Here is a 15,976-nt window from a genome sequence, read left to right as displayed (position 1 = left end):
TTTATAGTGAAAGGGAAAAGCTATAATCAAGCCTATTTTGAGAGAAGAAATCCTCTTTTTTCTGGGATTAAAAGTTGTTTTTATGTCATTTTTATTAAATTATTCTTGAGACCAAAAAATTTACTTGATGTGGGTTGTGCTGAGGGAAAGCTAGTTAAATGGGCGTTGAAATGGAAAATTGAAGCTCTTGGTGTGGATATTAGTTCTCAAGGATTTGTAAAAGCAAAACCAATTGTTCAAGCCCGGTGTCAAATAGGGGATATCTTGAAACTGCCTTTTAAAAACAGTCAGTTTGAAGTAGTAACTTGTCTAGCCTTAATGGAACATATCGAAGTTAAGAGGACAGATTTTGCTTTAAAAGAACTTTTGCGGGTTTCTCAGAAATATGTTTTACTTCAAATCTGCGTTAAAGATAATCCTTTTGAGGGTAAGCATTATCTTTTAGACTCAACGCATGTTAATGTTAAAAAATCAAATTGGTGGACTACTAAACTTAAAAACCTAAACTTAGAAGTCAGTTTGGCTTTGCCCAAATTAGGTCTTTTTTTAATTAAGAAGAAGTAGCTTCTTCGATACTGAGACTAGGATTGGCTTGGATTTTTTGCCAAGGAAGAGGTTGGTAATTAAAAAAAGCCTGGGCAGCAATATAGGCAGCATTATCAGTGCAAAGTTGGGGTGAGGGGACAAAAAATTTAACCCGGGGTTTTAATTTAGAGATTTCGACTTCCATTTGTTCTCGCAATTGTTTATTAGCTGCTACACCCCCAGCGAGAAGAACACTTTTAACTTGGTGTTTTCTTGTTGCTCTGATTGTTTTTTTAACCAAAACATCAATAATTGCTTGTTGAATAGAAGCGGCTAAGTTAGCTTTGTTAATTTTTTTCTCTTTTCTTTTAAGATTAATAACCGCAGTTTTTAAACCAGAAAAAGAACAATCCAAATTCTCCTGTCTCATCATTGGTCTGGGTAAATCATAAGCTTGAGGATTACCTTTTTCCGCTAATTTAGCGATTTTAGGACCGCCAGGGTAACCTAAATTAAGAAGACGAGCAGTTTTATCAAAACATTCACCAGCCGCATCATCACGGGTACCACCAAGCCATTTTATTTTGGTATGGTTTTTTAAGAGAACTAAATCAGTGTGGCCGCCAGAAACAACTAGACCAATAGCTGGAAATTGAGGTTTCTTTTTTTCTAACCAATTAGCGTAGAGGTGCGCCTGGAGATGATTAACGGGAATAATTGGTTTTTTCCAAACATAGGCTAAGGTTTTAGCGGTTTCGACGCCGACTAAAAGAGAACCAATCAAACCTGGGCCAACAGTTACGGCTAAAGCATCAATTTCTTGACTGTTTTTGAGACTTTCTTTGATAATCGGAATAATACACCGAACTTGTTCTCGGGCAGCTACTTCGGGAATGATCCCACCTGTTTTTTGATGAAGTTCGATCGAAGAAGCAACTGCGTTTGAAAGGATTTTAGTGCCGTTTTCGACTACGGCTGCCGCTGTTTCGTCACAACTAGTTTCAATACCTAAGATCTTCATTTTTTTGCTATTATAATTTATTTTACTGATTGCCGGTACCCCGAAGGTAAATTGCTTGCCAAGGACGATAGTTAGAATAAAAGGTTCGGTCTTGAAGAGTTTCTCCGTTATGTTCAACCCGATAGTCAAAAGCAACTTTCGCGCCCCAGGCTTGCCAATCAATCTGTTTTATTCGGCCAGCCGGGAGAGTAGGATCATCCTGATAAAGATCAGGGGGAGGTGGGATTTGGTCCCAAATTCTTGATTCGGAGATGGTTGTGACTCGGCCATCATAGGTTCCATAGAGTTCAAAGGTTAATTTTTGGTTTTTAGTGTCAGTTTGAGTCTGAATTAATAAGTAGGCGGGGGTATCGTTCTTAAATTTTAAGTCAGCCGTTGGATCAAAGACGGTCGCATCCAAACCGACGGTCGAATTTTGTTCATAATAGCCGACGCGATAAGCATGAGCCTGGCGTTCAATAATGGGTAGGCCAGCATCTAAAGCGGCTCGAAAAAGAGTGGTGGAGACTTGGCAAACTCCACCGCCATCGCCCAGAACTGTCCGACCTTCTTTAATAATATAAGCTTGTTGAAAACCAGTAGTTGGTGAAACCTCACCCAAGGATTGATTAAAGGAAAAAGTTTCATCCGGGGCAACCAGGAGGCCATTTAATCTCGAAGCCGCTAATTGGATGTTGTGAATTCGAGAACTGATTGAACCTCGGAAATAAGAGATACCCCGACCAACTAATTGCTGAATACCAAGATTGTTAACTTCGGCCGTAGCAATTTGGGGTGGCGTGGTGATAATCGGGAGTTGAGTCGTGATTGTTTCTTTATTATTTTCCAATTCGGTTAAAGAATGAGCAATCAAATCAATGGTTTTTTGTTCTTCAAGATTGAGACTATCTTTAGCGGCTCGAAATTGGGTGACTCGGCCTTGATTGAACTCAAAAGCCGCGTTTTGAGGTGGATGGTTGATGGCTGAAGCAAGATTGGCTGACCAGCTGGCAATCTTTTCTTGGTTGAAACCATTAGTAAAGGAAAGTAGTTGAATAAGTTGTTCATCATCTAATTCCCAAGTCATTTCATTGTTAATAAGGATGAGTTTTTTATTAAGGAATTTTTCGGCTCGGGATCGAGTTTCTTCTATCTGTTTTTCAGTTAGTTGGGGAGAAGCCTGAATTGTTAGCAATCCAATGGATTCAAAGTTCAAATAAGTTAATTGAGAGTTAACCGTTGAAGATAAACTGGTTTTATCTAAGTTTAAACCTGATTTTCCAGGTTCAATCTGAATTTGCTTTTGGGCGTCTATTTTAATCGCCGGCTCGATCATCGGGACAAAGACCTGATCAGCGATTTGGTCTAATTGTTCATCAAGAACAGCGTTGTCTAGTGAATATTCCAAAGGAAGGTTAATTTTACCCATCCAGGCCTCATATTTTTCTTGGAGATTTTTCAGAGGATTGTTGCTCCGACCAATTTGCCAGGCTTTTTCGGCTGTTTTTTCTGGTTGGTATTGGAGATCCCTTAATTCTAGCGACCAAGTTCGTTCTTCTAGGGTTAGGGTCAAGTTAGCACTAGGGCTAGCTTGATTAATAATCCGGCTGATAGTGAAATTAGCAGTCTCTAAATTTTGGTTACCAACAGATTGATCAAGGACAGTTACGCCTGGATAAATCTTTTGCCAATAAGCAAGGTGATAACTAATAAAAACCAAACTCAAAAAGGCAATCATCGCCAAAATAATTGAGAATAAGAGCCTTAAACGGATGGCTTGCAATTTGTTCTTCATTTTTTATATGATAACATTAAGATATGCCTGACCCAAACCAAGATCGAACTTTTGGAGAAAAGCCATTTCCGGATTCAAGTTCAAATGTGAAGCCCCCCTGGCAAAGAGAAGAGGAAAAATCGGGAGAGGAGACTGATTTAGCCGAAGCTTTGAAGGAAGAGAGACCCGCAGTTGAAATTACTCCAGCACTCGGGGCAGAAGAATTACCGAAGGAGACAATGACTGAAATTCCCGAAACGACTGAAGTTCCAGAAGAAACTGATCTGTCAACCGAACCCTCTTTACCAGAAACACCGCCAGTAGAAATACCAATTCCTAATGTTCCACCTTTAGTTGAAGCTCCAGTTGAATCTCCTCCTGAAGAAATCCCAGAAGAGCCTTCGGGTCCGGTCCAAGCTTATCACTCTCAAAGTAAATCTCCTTTAGGGGGATTAAAAAAGATTTTGCCTATTATTTTAGGTTTAATTGTAGTAATTGGTCTTGTTTTTTTAGTGGTTAAATTTGGCTTGCCACGCTTTCAAAAACAAAAAGAAGTGACTCTAACTTACTGGGGTTTGTGGGAACCAGAATCAGTCATGCGTGAGGTCATTGATGATTGGAATAAAGACCACCCTAGTATTAAGGTCAATTATTCGATGCAGTCAAAAGAACAATATCGGGAGCGGCTCCAATCAGCTCTTGCCCGAAGTGAAGGACCGGATATTTTTCGTTTCCACGTCACTTGGTTACCCATGCTTAAAGGTCAGCTCGATTCGGTACCCACTGAAGTAATGAGTGCCTCCCAATACGAATCGACCTTTTATCCGGTCGCGGCGACTAATCTTCGTTCTGGTTCAAGCTATTTGGGAATTCCCCTAGAGATTGATACTCTGGCTCTTTTCTATAACAAAGATATTTTTCAAACAGCCGGCAAAGTTCCACCTGCGACTTGGGATGAGTTAAGAAAAACAGCGATTGAATTAGCAACTCACGATGAAGAAGGTAAAATCCAAACCGCTGGTGTTGCCCTCGGGACAACCAATAATATTGAACATTGGTCAGATATTTTAGGTTTAATGATGCTCCAGAATGAGGCAGATTTAGCCAAGCCCACTGGCGCTTTAGCTGAAGACGCTCTGGATTTTTATACTATTTTCAGTAGGACAGACCGGGTTTGGGATTCAACTTTACCTAGTTCGATGCTCGCTTTTGCCAACGGAAAACTGGCGATGTATTTTGGCTACTCCTGGGATATTTTCGAGATTAAGAATATTAATCCTAATTTAGAATTTGGGGTGGTTCAGGCACCCCAGTTAGCAGGCACGAACATTAGCTGGGCGAGTTTCTGGGTTGAAGGCGTCAATAATAAAGGTCAATTTAAAGAAGAAGCTTGGGAATTTCTTCAGTATCTCTCCAGTAAGGAAACCCTGGTGAAACTTTATCAAGCCGAATCCAAGGTTCGTCTTTTTGGCGAACCCTATTCTCGGGTGGAAATGGCCAGTCAGGCCAAAACAAATCCTTTAGTAACTCCTTTTGTTGAACAAGCCTCTCAAGCCCAGACCTGGTATCTTTGTTCTCGGACCTATGATAACGGCATTAACGACAAAACAATCAGTTATTTCGAAGACGCGGTTAATACGGTGAATAAAGGCCAAGATTCAACCAAAGCTTTAGACACGGCGGCTTTAGGGATAAATCAACTTCTCTCTCAATATGGTTTGGTAACGGCCGTGACTCCTTAAAGATGGTTAAAAAAGCGATTTTAAAAACCTTGGCTTACGCTGACATTTTTGATTATCCTCTAAAAGAAGGAGAGATTCTTAAATTTTTAATGGCTGATTCGTCTCTTCCTTTAAAGATTGACCAAGAATTAGAAAAATCTTCTTTGGTAGCCAAAAAAGGTGATTTTTATTTTCTAAGAGGAGGGGAAACAATAGTTCCTTTACGTAAAAAAAGAAGGAAACAGAGCCAAGAAAAAATGAAAATTGCCAAAAAAGTAATGGCTTGGTTAAAGTTAATTCCTGCGATTAAAATGATTGCCGTTACTGGTGCTTTAGCTATGGAAAATTCAGACAAAGAAGATGATATTGACCTACTTTTTGTTACCACTAAAAACCGACTCTGGCTTAGTCGGGGATTGGTAGTGATTTTTTTACGTTTGACTGGTTTTTATCGCCAACCTAATCAAATCAAAAATAAAATTTGCCCTAATATGTTTTTAGATGAAGACCATCTAAGTCTTCCTAAGAAAGAAAGAGATTTATTTTCGGCTCATGAGGTTTGTCAGTTAAAACCTCTTTGGGATAAAGACAAAACTTATCAACAGTTTATCAAGAAAAACTTATGGGTGAAACAATTTTTACCAAACTGGAAGCCCTAGCTCGCTGGTCTCAGTTAAAATATATGGAATCTCGGCGAACAACCGAGGTGATTGAAGCCGGCCGGATTCGCTTTCATCCCCAAGATGCCAGAAATTGGGTTTTAAAGGAATATCAAAGCAGACTGAAAAAACTTCGCCTTGATTGACTTATCCTAAAAGTTTATGTTATAAGATAGCTGGTTTTTTGACTCCACTATTACAGAGAAGAAGAGGAGGGAGACGGAGATGTTGGCTGTTTGGCTCGTTTTGACGATAGTAGGTCTAACTGTATTGGGCTTCGGTTGGCTAATCTATTTCGTCTTAACCGAAGGCCCCCGGAGTTCGTTGGCACGGGAGATACTCATCTGGATTGGAGGACCGACCTTGGCGGGTTTTGTCTTTTGGCTCATAACCCGCCATCTGGTTATCTCCCTCGTCATCGCTAGTCCTGTTTGGTTCTACGTGGCGATTTACGTCATCGATCTAGGTAACCGGATCGAAAGAGCGAGCGGTTGGCGGCTCAAATACATCGAGCCAGTCCTCTTCTCACTCTATTGTTCGGTTCCAGTCGCCTTGGCGATTATCACCAACCAGACCGGACCTCAGATGGCGACCAATCTCCTCCTTCTCCTGGGAGGGCTGATGATAGGGACTCTTACGGGTTGCCTATCGATGATCAGTGGCTTTCTTGGTTCAAGATACAGAGATGCTACTGCTTTTCTATTCGGAACAGTAGCCTGGATCGCCTCGGGTATAGGGGGTACTCTTTGGTTCGAGACTCTTGTTCAGTCGACATGGGGTGTCCCTCCAAGCAACTCGAGAGGTTTGTACCTGGTGGGTTTCATTGTCTTCTGGATGTTCTCCGGAGCAGTAACAACGATTGTTCTTCTGAGGAAGACCGCACCAGCAGGAGAGTCGGCAAGAGCATGAAGGAAACAAGTAATCGTGGAGGAAAAGAGCCAAAGAGGCTACCTGTTTGTCCTTAGGGACAAAGAAGCAGGTAGCCTTTCCACTTTTAGAGACTTGCCAATTAATTTTCATTAATGTTAGGATTGATTCTAGTTAAGTTTGTTATTATTTTGGTTTTAAATTAAAAGAAAGGAGGTGATTAATCTGAACTGTCAATCATGCGGTATGCCCATGGATAAACTCGAGGATCATGGTGGCGTTGATGCCAACAATCCTTTTTGCAAATATTGTACTGATGATCAAGGAAATCTCTTACCAAAAGACCAGGTTCGAGCTAAGATGATTCAGTTTTATATTCAGAAGCAGAGTAAAACTCAAGAAGAAGCAGAAAAATTAACGGATCAATTAATGAGTAGTATGGCAGCTTGGAAAGGGGATGGTGGCAGTGCGGCATTAGGAACCTCTGAACCGACCACTCCACTAGCAACCGAGCCAGCACCAACACCAACACCTGAACCAATACCAACATCTGAGCCGGCACCAGAGATGCCAACAGAGCCAGCACCAAAACCTGAACCGATAGAAACACCAGTATCTTCACCAATCGCAGGCGAGGAGCCTGTCTCTGGGGAAGAACAATCTGGACCGACCTCAGAATAATCTGTTTTTGAAATAGTTTTTAGGTTTTTGTTTGTTGGAGAGTTGTCCTGTGAATCAATTGGAAGAGCTTGAACAGAAATTAGGAAAATATCAAGAGGAATATAGTCGACTTCAAAAAAGTGATAAGGTAGCCTCAGCTCGATACGGTAATGAATTTCGAGATTTACAAATGAGAGTTTTGGAGAGTATGATTGTGGAAATTAAAAAAGAAATTGTGAAATTGAAAAGTAAGGGGAAGTAATGAATAAAAAAGGATTGGTTTTAATTTTTTTAACCTCTCTTGCTTTAGTTAATGTTGGTCTCTTTTGGGCGATTTTTACCGGCAGGTTTTCAATTAAAAAACCGGCCATTACTTCTGGGGCTTCCACAGAAACTAATTCACCTGAAGTAAACCTGGGACCGAAAGAAGATCAAAACTACACCAATTACACTAATGAGGAATTTGGTTTTTCTATTGCTTATTTAAATGATTGGGATCTGCCTGAAGAAAAACGAATTACTCCTTCTCAACAACACCTTTACACTATTAATTTAAATCCTGATGATGAAATTTATATTATTAACATTTATGATCAGCCTTCACCAATTTCCTTGGGGAGTTTTGTTCGGGGCTATTTTGATGTTGGTGATGGGGTTAGTTGGACTCAAGAGACGGAAATTAATAATCAGGAAGCCCTTCAATTCGTTTTGCCTCAAGGAGGTTTGACACCCACAGGAATTGGAGCCGTGGCTTTCAGGCAAGGCAGTTATGTTTTAGTGATCCAGACGCCAATCAAGGAAGCACCGGAAAAAGACTTAAAACAATTAGTTAACAATCCTATTATTATTCAACTAGCTGAAAGCTTTCAGTGGATTGAGTAAAGATTATGCCCTCGGGTACAGAGATTATTGCCTTTTTTGAACAATATTACGTCGTTTACGGTTATCCTCTTGTTTTTCTTTTTTCTATTCTAGAAACAATTTTTGGTCTTTCTTGGCAAGTACCAGGAACCTTTATTGTTCTCTTGGCTACTTTTTACGCCCGCCAAGGAATTCTTTCTCTGCCTTATGTTTTAATTTTGGCTGTTATTGGTTGGTTTATTGGTGATAATCTTAATTATTTTTTGGGGAAATATGGTTGGTATCGTTTTCTTCTTTGGTTGGGAATGGATAAGGGATTGAAAAAAGGTGAGGAACTCATGAAGAAGTATAATAAAAAGGCTCTCTTTTTTGGTCATGTCATTCCTTCTTTTGCGACTTTTGTTTCTACCGCGGCTGGAGTTTTAGGTGTTCCCTATAAAAAGTATTTAATTTTTATTAGTTTCTCGATTATTTTTTGGGTTTCAATTTGGGGATCAGTAGGTTATTTTCTAGGCAATTACCGACACCAAGTCGAGATTTTTGTTGATTTAATTACCTGGCCAACCACCTTAATAATTCTAGGCTGGTTTGTTTATAAAATCATCAAGATTTTTAGAAAAGGGATAAGAAAAATAAACTTTAAAGACTGGGTTTTTGTGATGATTGGTGGCTTAATTATTATCTGGACTGCTTACAATATTTTGAAATAATTCCTTTTTTAACCAAGAAAAGAGGCCTGCTGAGATAGTTATCTGGGTTCAATATATGATGAATTATATATTGCTGCGCCTTTTGACCCAGATCTCTACCTCTAACAGGCCTTTCTTTTCCATTCTTGCGCGGATTGCTTATGGTACTTTTTGGCTGACACCTAGTATGAAGTTGCCAGCCGACTGGCTCAACTCGCCGACTTTTATCAAAAAATCGCCACTATTCAGCAGAGCGATGAGAAGAATAAAGCCGGCTAGGATAAGGAACGCCATGCTCCTTTTTCCTCTCACCTTTGAGAGAAAAACAGCTGTTCCAAGTACAAGGAGACAGGTGACACAATTGAGAATAGACATTCTTTCCTCCTTGGTGATTTTCTCCATGATAGGTGCGCAAGAATGAAAAGTGCTTCCCTGAGAAAGCTGGGGCAGTATACTATAAAATAAGGCAAAAGTCAATACTATGGGATAATTATGAAAAGAGGCGGGGGAGGAAAGAGAGTAAATTTTGTTTCTCTTGTGGAAGGTTAAAGCTTCCCGTAATGCTCGGCCATGGAGCATTACTTTAACCTCTTTCGAGAGAAGACATCTTTTACTCTCAACACCCGCCTCGATGAAACCTGAAATGCCAAAAGAGCAATTTCTTCCGCATCTTCAGGATAATGATAATCTATTTAATTAGCTCTTGACAAGTTTGTTATCAGTATTTAGAATAGCGATCGTCACTTGAAAGTGATAATTTTTTTTGCTAAGATTCACCGAGATGACGAAATCAAATAAAAAAACATCAATGCCCAAACTTAAACCAACCGCCGGTTATGCTTTAATTGAACCAGTGGAAGCGGAAAAAAGAACCTCTACTGGTATTGTTCTTCCCGATACTCATGATGAAAAATCTCAACGGGGTAAAGTGATCGCTATTGGCGCTCCTCAAACAACCGATTCCGGCAAAGAAATTAAACCTGAATTTAGAGTCGGTCAGACCGTAATTTACAAAAAATGGGGTGGCGATGAAGTTAAATTAGGTCTTTCTGGTAAAGAATTGATTTTTGTTAAGTTTGAAGACGTTTTGGCAATTGTTAACTAAAAATGGCAAAACAACTTAAATATTCAGCTGAAGCCAGGGAAAAATTAAAAAAAGGCATTGATGCTGTAGCCAAGGCAGTGGGAACGACCCTTGGTCCTAAAGGTCGGAATATTGCCTTGGATAAAAAATGGGGAGCTCCTTCGGTGGTTCATGATGGTGTTTCTGTTGCCAAAGAAATTGAGCTTGAAGATCCTTTTGAGAATATGGGAGCTCAATTGATTAAAGAGGCGGCTGAAAAAACTAATGATGTGACTGGAGACGGGACAACCACAGCCACAATTCTTGCCCAAGCCATTGTTGAAGAGGGTATTAAAAACATTACCGCTGGAGCCAATCCAATGATTTTAAATAAGGGAATTGAAAAAGCAGCAGAACAAGCGGTCAAATCAATCGAGAAACAGGCTCAACCAGTTAAAGATAACAGCGAAAAAATTGTTCAGGTGGCCACCATTTCCGCTCAAAATCAAGAAATTGGCGAGAAAATCACTGAAGCTTTGAGAAAAGTTGGTCCTAACGGTGTCGTCACCGTCGAGGAAGGTAAGGGCTTGGAATTGGTAATCGATTACAAAGAGGGCATGGAATTTGACAAAGGCTACACTTCTCCTTATTTTGTGACTAATCCAGACACAATGGAAGCAACAATTGAAGACCCCTATATTCTTTTAACCGATAAAAAGATTTCTTCGCTTCAAGAACTTTTACCTTTTCTTGAGAATCTAGTTAAAATTTCTAAGAATTTGATTATCATTTCTGATGAAGTTGATGGTGAAGCTTTAGCAACCATCATTGTTAATAAGCTCCGCGGTACTTTTAATGTCTTAGTTGTTGAAGCGCCGGGTTTTGGCGATCGTAGGAAAGAAATGCTTGAAGATATTGCTATTTTGACTGGTGGAACGGTCATCTCTGAAGATATTGGTCGAAAACTTGAGGAAGTAACGGTTGAAGATTTAGGTCGAGCCGATCGAGTCACGGCTGATAAAGATAAAACCGTGATTGTTGGTGGTAAAGGAGAAAAAAGAATAATTGAAGGCAGGATAAAACAGATTAAAAGAGAATTAGACCGAATTACCTCGGAATTTGATAAAGAAAAGTTGGAAGAGAGATTGGCTAAATTAACTGGTGGAGTAGCCGTGATTGAAGTCGGTGCAGCTTCAGAAACAGAAATGAAAGAAAAACAAGAAAGAGTTAAAGATGCGGTCGCTGCCACTAAAGCTGCTATTGAAGAAGGAATTGTTCCTGGTGGTGGTGTCATCTTACTGGCTGCGGCCAAAGCAATTAAAACTGAAGGATTAAAAGGAGACGAATTGACGGGTGCTGAAATTATTGGGAAGGCTTTGGAATCACCCACAAAATTGCTGGCTGAGAACGCAGGGGCTGATGGTGGCGTGGTTGTGGCCAACATTAAGAGAAAAGGTAAGGGGATTGGCTTTAATGTTTTAACCGGTGAATATGTCGATATGATCAAGGCCGGTATCATTGATCCAGTGAAAGTGACTAGGACTGCTCTCCAGAATGCGGTTTCGGTGGCAACCATGATTTTGACGACAGAAGGTTTAGTGACTGATATTCCGGAAAAAGAAGAAAAAATCCCTGCTATGCCTCAAGGTGGCGGCATGGGTGGCGGTATGGGAATGTAAGCCAGTTACTTCCTATCTTTTATTTTTTACATCAATAATTTTTCAACTTCGTAAATAGTCAATACAGATTCATCCGCGTATTTTGATTTCCCCCAAACAAAAATAGTCTTCATGCCTAACTTTTTAGCTGGGATGATGTCACTGTAATCGACATCGCCTATTGAAACACATTTTTCAGCCTTGGTTCTAAATATTTCCACAATCTTTATAAAAGGCTCTGGGCTTGGCTTGTAATGATTTACATCTTCCTTAGTTATTATTGTCTCAAAGAAACTTTTCTTTAATCCGAGAATCTTTAGTGTTTTATTTACAGAGTTTTTTGTGCTATTAGTAACTATTGCGTGTTTGTAATGTTTTAAATTTTTGAATAACTGAATGAGACGCGGATCTTTTTTTAGATATCTATTTTTATCAATGCTATCAATAACTTCTTGAATTGCATATTTTCCCAGTCCAAATGCCTCTAGGGTAGCTGTCTTACTCTTTCTTTTTTTGAGTTCTTCCTCATATTTTTGTTTAGCCTCACCTATTGGGATTTTTAGTTTTTGAGAAAGATATTCATAGATTTTATTCTTGAATTCCTTTTTCATTTGAGGAGAAACAGTATAGAAAGTCAAATCAACATCCCAAATGCAGTATTTTATATCTGTAAATTTTTGATTCATTACTTAATTCTACCATCTTTGCCGTGTTAAAATTGGCTTATGAAACCCAGAAAAAAGGCAATTTTATTGATCACTGTTGTTATTTTAATTATTTTGGCTCTTTATCTTCTTCAAAGAAATGTTTATCGCTTTGAGATTGAAGAAATAAAAAGTTTTGTCCGTTCCTTTGGAATTTTAGGACCACTGGTTTTGATCGTCCTGATTACTTTATCGATTGTTGTTTCTCCCTTAACTTCAATTCCTTTTTGGTTAGTGGGTTTAGCTTTGTTTGATTTTTGGCAAACCTGTTTTTATGTTCTGATTAGCCATACGGTTGGTTCAGCCATTAATTTTTTGATTGCCCAGCGTTGGGGACGACCAATTGTTGCCAAATTAGTTGGTAAAAAGACGATGGAAAAAATTGATGAAGTCACCAAAATAATTGGTTTGAAAATGTTGTTTCTTGCCCGGCTATTAGGTGGGGCTTCAGCTGATTATGTTTCTTATGCGGCTGGATTAACAGCCATGAAATTCAAGCCTTATCTGTTAATCAGTGTTTTTGCGGCCATTCCCATGATTGGTTTGAACCTTTATCTTTTAGATAAAGTTTTAGCGATCAAGCCAATTTTCCTTGCTTTTTTAGCTCCTTTTGGCTGGCTTCTAGCTTTGGTTTTTCCTTTGGTTGTTTACAAATGGCCCAAGAGAAAGGAAGGAAAAATTACTTAAGAATGGTAAGCGGATTAAAGGTTCGACCGTTGTCATAAGCCTCTAAGTGTAAGTGAGAACCAGTCGCCCAACCAGTGTGACCAACGGTTCCAATGACCGTGTTTTTGTCAACTTCATCGCCTTCCTTAACCACAATTTTTGCTAAGTGAGCGTAAAGGGATTTAAAACCTGAACCGTGGTTAATAAGGATATGGTTACCGTAAGAGAAACGAGTGTAGAAAACTCTTTCTACTCTTCCTTCCATTAAAGGATAAATTGGAGCACCCTCAACTTCATTTAAGTCAATTCCCTGGTGAAGGCCATTATAGCCTTGAGAGACTTCAAAAGAATCTAAGGGGACTCGGACTGATTTCTCGGTTACTAAAGCTTCATCAGTGGCCACCACTGTAGCTGTTTCCACTGGCTGAGCTGGGTTAAAAGCAGAAATAGGAGGAATAACTATTCCCGCTAAAAGGGTGAACATGGCTAGGTTAAAACCAAGAGTTTTCTTAATTTGCTTGTTTTCAAAAACATAACGTAGCGCTCGGCTGATCGGCTGACCAGAATAACGTTTATCAGCGGTTAAGCTAATTAATTGGGAAACAAATTCATCAAGACGGTAGACAAGGCTTTTTCCAGGACGACCCCGCTTACGGTTAAATTTAACCGTAATTTGATGTTTCCCTAGATTAAGAATGTAGTTTTGATTCATGTTTTATAGGTTTTTACCCACAAAAAATCCTCTCCGATAAACGAGAGAGGATCTACATATATTATAGCACAAAAAGGCAACTTTTTGAGGCCCAGGCGGGAGTTGCACCCGCGTTAACTGTTTTGCAGACAGTTCTCTGAGCTACTCGAGTACTGGGCCACAATCACATTTTCTCATTTCTGAGCTCAGAAAGCAATTTTTGGCCAAGAAAAAGGAGCCTCGGTTGGTTTTGTTGTAACGCCACCAGCGTTGGCTCCCTTTGCCCTCGGCAGTGATTATTGCTCTCTTCTGAGTCAGGTTTTGACTCGGACGGAAGCATACCACCCCGCGAGTCCAATGCAAGCGAGTATCACAAGGCTTTCGCAGAGAACGAATGTTCCACCGCCTCCCAACACCAGTATCCTCGTCAGATCACTGATATCGTTATTCATTTTCTCCTTCTCTCCTTCAAAAAGGCTTTGGTGATACTAGAGTGCTGGAAAAATAAACTATTCTTCTTTGACGCCTTTGTCGATAAAAGAATAGGAAAGACTTTCAACTGTCCCATAGTCTAGCATAAATTCTTTGAAAAATCAATTAAAAAACCTCTTTTTTGCAAGCCATTTTTTCTTGCTTCTTTTACCTGCCTGTGCTATCATCCTTCTGATGAAAAGAAACTGGTTGATTATTGCGGTTGTTGTTTTAGTAGCCCTTCTTGGCGGTTTGATTATCAAGAATAAGTTCTTTTCTCGGCCCGGAATGGGGGCTCTCCAGATATCTTCAACTCCCAAAGCCAATGTTTTTATAGATGGCGAGCAGAAAGGGGTAACGCCCTTTTTTAGCGACAAAATCGAATCTGGTGAGCACACTATTAAATTGGTTCCGGAAACAACGACTGATAGTTTGGTCTCTTGGGAAAGCAAAGTCAATTTAACTCCAGGAATTATTACGGCTATTAATCGGAATTTAGCTAAAACAGAGTCTGAATCTTCAGGTGAGATTTTATCTTTAGAGAAGATTGCTAGTCGGAACACGGCTTCTTTAGCTGTGGTTTCCATTCCTGATCAGGCCGTAGTTAAAATTAACAATGAGCCTGGTGGCTTTGCGCCGGTTTTGAAAGATGATTTGACTCCTGGAGATTACCAAGTGGTGATTAGTTCTCCAGGTTTTGAAGAAAGAACGATTACCGCCCAAACAGTGGCTGGTTACAAATTAACGGTAAGCGTAAAATTAGCCCAAAGTATTGAAGGGATTGTTGAAGCAACTCCGAGTGGGGAGCTCGACGAAGAAGAGGAAGATGAGGAAGAGGAAGAAGAAGAGGCCTCTCCGTCTCCTTCACCTTCGCCAGAATCAAGCCCTAAGGCCAGCCCATCCCCAATAGACGAACCTTATGTGAGAATTAAAGAAACTAGTACTGGCTGGCTTAGAGTTAGAGATGAACCTTCAACCGAAGGCGAAGAACTGGCTAAGGTTGATGTGGGTGAAGTTTTTCCTTATCTCGATGAACAAAAAAGTGGTTGGTACAAAATTGAATATGAAGAGGATGAAGAGGGTTGGGTCAGTGGCGTTTATTGTGAATTGGTTGAATAACTAAACAACTCCATACATAATCACGACAACTAAAAAGATCCAAAGACCAACAGTAAATAATAGTGTTTTGTCGCCCAGAAGAACCTTTTCTGGTGATTCGGCTCGTTTACCTTCGTGAATGATTTTTAAATACCTCATAATTCCAAAGATAACCACCGGAATGGTAATCATTAGCCATTTATTAATACCCGAGAAAGTAAGAGGTAGTTGAGTTAGAAAGGAAAACCGTTGAGTGATTGGTGGCGGGGGGACGAAAAAGGTATAAAGAGCATAGGCCATCCAGGCAGAGTTAGCAAAAATGGAAAGATAGGAATCCAAAAGAGGCGGTGAATAAAAAGAAAGAGTTTTTCGATGTTGAGCGGCTTGTTGTTCTAAAATCGCTAGTTCGGTCCTTCTTTTTCCGGCCGCTAAAAACAGAGCCAAGGAAATAACACAGAGTAAAAACCAGACATTCATATGAACATTAAGAGCCAGAGCCCCGGCGTAGACTCGAATAATGAAACCAGCAGCAATAACCAGAATATCAATCAAAACAATTTTCTTAAAAATTAAAGAATAGCCAATCTGAAGAATAAAGTAGACTAAGCAAGCTAAAAAGAAAAAGGGATTAACCAAATAAGCTAGGTAAAGACTAACAAGAAAACCACTAATGAAGAAAAGAAGAGCCAGAAAAACGGGAATCTTGCCACTGGCAATCGGGCGTTTTTTCTTAATCGGATGAAGTTTGTCTTTAGAGATATCAATGACGTCGTTAAAAAGATAAATTGAAGAAGTGAGAATGGAAAAAATAAAAATGCACTTAATAGTTAGCCAAAAAGAATCAGCCAAAAATAACTGTCCCGAGAAGA

At 39.7% G+C, this 15,976-nt stretch carries 19 protein-coding genes and 1 tRNA gene; 13 read left to right on the top strand and 7 right to left on the bottom strand.

Annotated features, from left to right (window positions below):
- The first annotated feature begins 6 nt into the window (after positions 1-6).
- Positions 7-564 (top strand): class I SAM-dependent methyltransferase, encoded by a 558-nt coding sequence (locus VMY36_02775; GenBank protein ID HUV42810.1) that lies wholly within the window; start codon positions 7-9, stop codon positions 562-564.
- On the opposite strand, the gene tsaD is transcribed toward VMY36_02775, so the two are convergent.
- Together tsaD and VMY36_02765 are read right to left on the bottom strand one after the other, a co-directional pair.
- Complete coding sequence (gene tsaD / locus VMY36_02770) at positions 551-1,546, bottom strand: tRNA (adenosine(37)-N6)-threonylcarbamoyltransferase complex transferase subunit TsaD (GenBank protein ID HUV42809.1); 996 nt, start codon at positions 1,544-1,546, stop codon at positions 551-553. The genes VMY36_02775 and tsaD overlap by 14 nt on opposite strands.
- Positions 1,547-1,568: 22 nt before the next feature.
- On the bottom strand, positions 1,569-3,320 hold the full coding sequence (locus VMY36_02765) for a VanW family protein (GenBank protein HUV42808.1): 1,752 nt from the start codon (positions 3,318-3,320) through the stop codon (positions 1,569-1,571).
- An 86-nt stretch (positions 3,321-3,406) separates the two neighbouring features.
- Between VMY36_02765 and VMY36_02760 the strand changes: the two genes are divergently transcribed.
- The 8 genes from VMY36_02760 (at position 3,407) to VMY36_02725 (ending at position 8,777) form a co-directional block, all read left to right on the top strand.
- Complete coding sequence (locus tag VMY36_02760) at positions 3,407-5,041, top strand: extracellular solute-binding protein (GenBank protein HUV42807.1); 1,635 nt, start codon at positions 3,407-3,409, stop codon at positions 5,039-5,041.
- 2 nt (positions 5,042-5,043) lie between these two features.
- Positions 5,044-5,679, top strand: a complete 636-nt coding sequence (locus VMY36_02755; GenBank protein HUV42806.1) for a hypothetical protein — start codon at positions 5,044-5,046, stop codon at positions 5,677-5,679.
- Complete coding sequence (locus VMY36_02750; protein HUV42805.1) at positions 5,643-5,825, top strand: hypothetical protein; 183 nt, start codon at positions 5,643-5,645, stop codon at positions 5,823-5,825. The genes VMY36_02755 and VMY36_02750 overlap by 37 nt, the downstream gene beginning before the upstream one ends.
- Positions 5,826-6,300: 475 nt before the next feature.
- Positions 6,301-6,588 (top strand): hypothetical protein, encoded by a 288-nt coding sequence (locus tag VMY36_02745; protein HUV42804.1) that lies wholly within the window; start codon positions 6,301-6,303, stop codon positions 6,586-6,588.
- A gap of 174 nt (positions 6,589-6,762) precedes the next feature.
- A complete protein-coding gene (locus tag VMY36_02740) occupies positions 6,763-7,227 on the top strand; it encodes a zinc ribbon domain-containing protein (GenBank protein ID HUV42803.1) in 465 nt (154 codons plus the stop codon).
- Positions 7,228-7,276: 49 nt separating this feature from the next.
- Positions 7,277-7,468, top strand: coding sequence for a hypothetical protein (locus VMY36_02735; GenBank protein HUV42802.1), 192 nt, complete (start codon positions 7,277-7,279; stop codon positions 7,466-7,468).
- Complete coding sequence (locus tag VMY36_02730; protein ID HUV42801.1) at positions 7,468-8,088, top strand: hypothetical protein; 621 nt, start codon at positions 7,468-7,470, stop codon at positions 8,086-8,088. The genes VMY36_02735 and VMY36_02730 overlap by 1 nt, the downstream gene beginning before the upstream one ends.
- A 5-nt stretch (positions 8,089-8,093) precedes the next feature.
- Positions 8,094-8,777 carry a DedA family protein gene (locus VMY36_02725; protein ID HUV42800.1) on the top strand — a complete coding sequence of 228 codons (684 nt, stop codon included), beginning with the start codon at positions 8,094-8,096 and terminating at the stop codon, positions 8,775-8,777.
- A gap of 138 nt (positions 8,778-8,915) precedes the next feature.
- On the opposite strand, the gene VMY36_02720 is transcribed toward VMY36_02725, so the two are convergent.
- Positions 8,916-9,158 carry a hypothetical protein gene (locus tag VMY36_02720; GenBank protein HUV42799.1) on the bottom strand — a complete coding sequence of 81 codons (243 nt, stop codon included), beginning with the start codon at positions 9,156-9,158 and terminating at the stop codon, positions 8,916-8,918.
- Positions 9,159-9,564: 406 nt separating this feature from the next.
- Here VMY36_02720 and VMY36_02715 point away from each other — a divergent pair, with 406 nt between their 5' ends.
- Both VMY36_02715 and groL read left to right on the top strand, forming a co-directional pair.
- Entirely contained in the window at positions 9,565-9,861 is a 297-nt protein-coding gene (locus VMY36_02715; protein HUV42798.1) for a co-chaperone GroES, read from the top strand.
- Positions 9,862-9,863: 2 nt separating this feature from the next.
- On the top strand, positions 9,864-11,498 hold the full coding sequence (gene groL, locus VMY36_02710; GenBank protein HUV42797.1) for a chaperonin GroEL: 1,635 nt from the start codon (positions 9,864-9,866) through the stop codon (positions 11,496-11,498).
- 26 nt (positions 11,499-11,524) lie between these two features.
- Here groL and VMY36_02705 read toward each other — a convergent pair whose 3' ends face one another.
- Entirely contained in the window at positions 11,525-12,163 is a 639-nt protein-coding gene (locus tag VMY36_02705; GenBank protein ID HUV42796.1) for an HAD family hydrolase, read from the bottom strand.
- A gap of 39 nt (positions 12,164-12,202) precedes the next feature.
- Here VMY36_02705 and VMY36_02700 point away from each other — a divergent pair, with 39 nt between their 5' ends.
- Positions 12,203-12,868 carry a VTT domain-containing protein gene (locus VMY36_02700; protein HUV42795.1) on the top strand — a complete coding sequence of 222 codons (666 nt, stop codon included), beginning with the start codon at positions 12,203-12,205 and terminating at the stop codon, positions 12,866-12,868.
- On the opposite strand, the gene VMY36_02695 is transcribed toward VMY36_02700, so the two are convergent.
- Together VMY36_02695 and VMY36_02690 are read right to left on the bottom strand one after the other, a co-directional pair.
- Entirely contained in the window at positions 12,861-13,559 is a 699-nt protein-coding gene (locus VMY36_02695) for a M23 family metallopeptidase (GenBank protein HUV42794.1), read from the bottom strand. The two genes, VMY36_02700 and VMY36_02695, sit on opposite strands and share 8 nt — an antisense overlap.
- An 87-nt stretch (positions 13,560-13,646) precedes the next feature.
- Positions 13,647-13,718: transfer RNA gene (locus VMY36_02690), tRNA-Cys, on the bottom strand.
- A gap of 486 nt (positions 13,719-14,204) precedes the next feature.
- On the opposite strand from VMY36_02690, the gene VMY36_02685 reads away from it, so the two are divergent.
- A complete protein-coding gene (locus VMY36_02685) occupies positions 14,205-15,128 on the top strand; it encodes a PEGA domain-containing protein (GenBank protein HUV42793.1) in 924 nt (307 codons plus the stop codon).
- Here the strand turns inward: VMY36_02685 and VMY36_02680 are convergent, their stop codons facing one another.
- Complete coding sequence (locus VMY36_02680; GenBank protein ID HUV42792.1) at positions 15,129-15,956, bottom strand: UbiA prenyltransferase family protein; 828 nt, start codon at positions 15,954-15,956, stop codon at positions 15,129-15,131.
- Positions 15,957-15,976 lie beyond the last annotated feature (20 nt).

The sequence above is a fragment of the Patescibacteria group bacterium genome (assembly GCA_035529375.1).
In the GTDB taxonomy this organism is placed as follows: Bacteria; Patescibacteriota; Microgenomatia; order PFEM01; family JAHIFH01; genus DATKWU01.
Note: the sequence above shows the minus strand (reverse complement) of the source record. Positions and strands in the feature narration are given on the sequence as shown.

What these genes read in the sequence shown, in the direction of transcription:
- tsaD (HUV42809.1), bottom strand. Translation starts at nt 1,546, where the DNA reads ATGAAGATCTTAGGTATTGAAACTAGTTGTGACGAAACAGCGGCAGCC.
- VMY36_02765 (HUV42808.1), bottom strand. Translation starts at nt 3,320, where the DNA reads ATGAAGAACAAATTGCAAGCCATCCGTTTAAGGCTCTTATTCTCAATT.
- VMY36_02755 (HUV42806.1), top strand. Translation starts at nt 5,044, where the DNA reads ATGGTTAAAAAAGCGATTTTAAAAACCTTGGCTTACGCTGACATTTTT.
- VMY36_02750 (HUV42805.1), top strand. Translation starts at nt 5,643, where the DNA reads ATGGGTGAAACAATTTTTACCAAACTGGAAGCCCTAGCTCGCTGGTCT.
- VMY36_02745 (HUV42804.1), top strand. Translation starts at nt 6,301, where the DNA reads ATGATAGGGACTCTTACGGGTTGCCTATCGATGATCAGTGGCTTTCTT.
- VMY36_02730 (HUV42801.1), top strand. Translation starts at nt 7,468, where the DNA reads ATGAATAAAAAAGGATTGGTTTTAATTTTTTTAACCTCTCTTGCTTTA.
- VMY36_02725 (HUV42800.1), top strand. Translation starts at nt 8,094, where the DNA reads ATGCCCTCGGGTACAGAGATTATTGCCTTTTTTGAACAATATTACGTC.
- VMY36_02720 (HUV42799.1), bottom strand. Translation starts at nt 9,158, where the DNA reads ATGGAGAAAATCACCAAGGAGGAAAGAATGTCTATTCTCAATTGTGTC.
- VMY36_02715 (HUV42798.1), top strand. Translation starts at nt 9,565, where the DNA reads ATGCCCAAACTTAAACCAACCGCCGGTTATGCTTTAATTGAACCAGTG.
- groL (HUV42797.1), top strand. Translation starts at nt 9,864, where the DNA reads ATGGCAAAACAACTTAAATATTCAGCTGAAGCCAGGGAAAAATTAAAA.
- VMY36_02705 (HUV42796.1), bottom strand. Translation starts at nt 12,163, where the DNA reads ATGAATCAAAAATTTACAGATATAAAATACTGCATTTGGGATGTTGAT.
- VMY36_02700 (HUV42795.1), top strand. Translation starts at nt 12,203, where the DNA reads ATGAAACCCAGAAAAAAGGCAATTTTATTGATCACTGTTGTTATTTTA.
- VMY36_02695 (HUV42794.1), bottom strand. Translation starts at nt 13,559, where the DNA reads ATGAATCAAAACTACATTCTTAATCTAGGGAAACATCAAATTACGGTT.
- VMY36_02685 (HUV42793.1), top strand. Translation starts at nt 14,205, where the DNA reads ATGAAAAGAAACTGGTTGATTATTGCGGTTGTTGTTTTAGTAGCCCTT.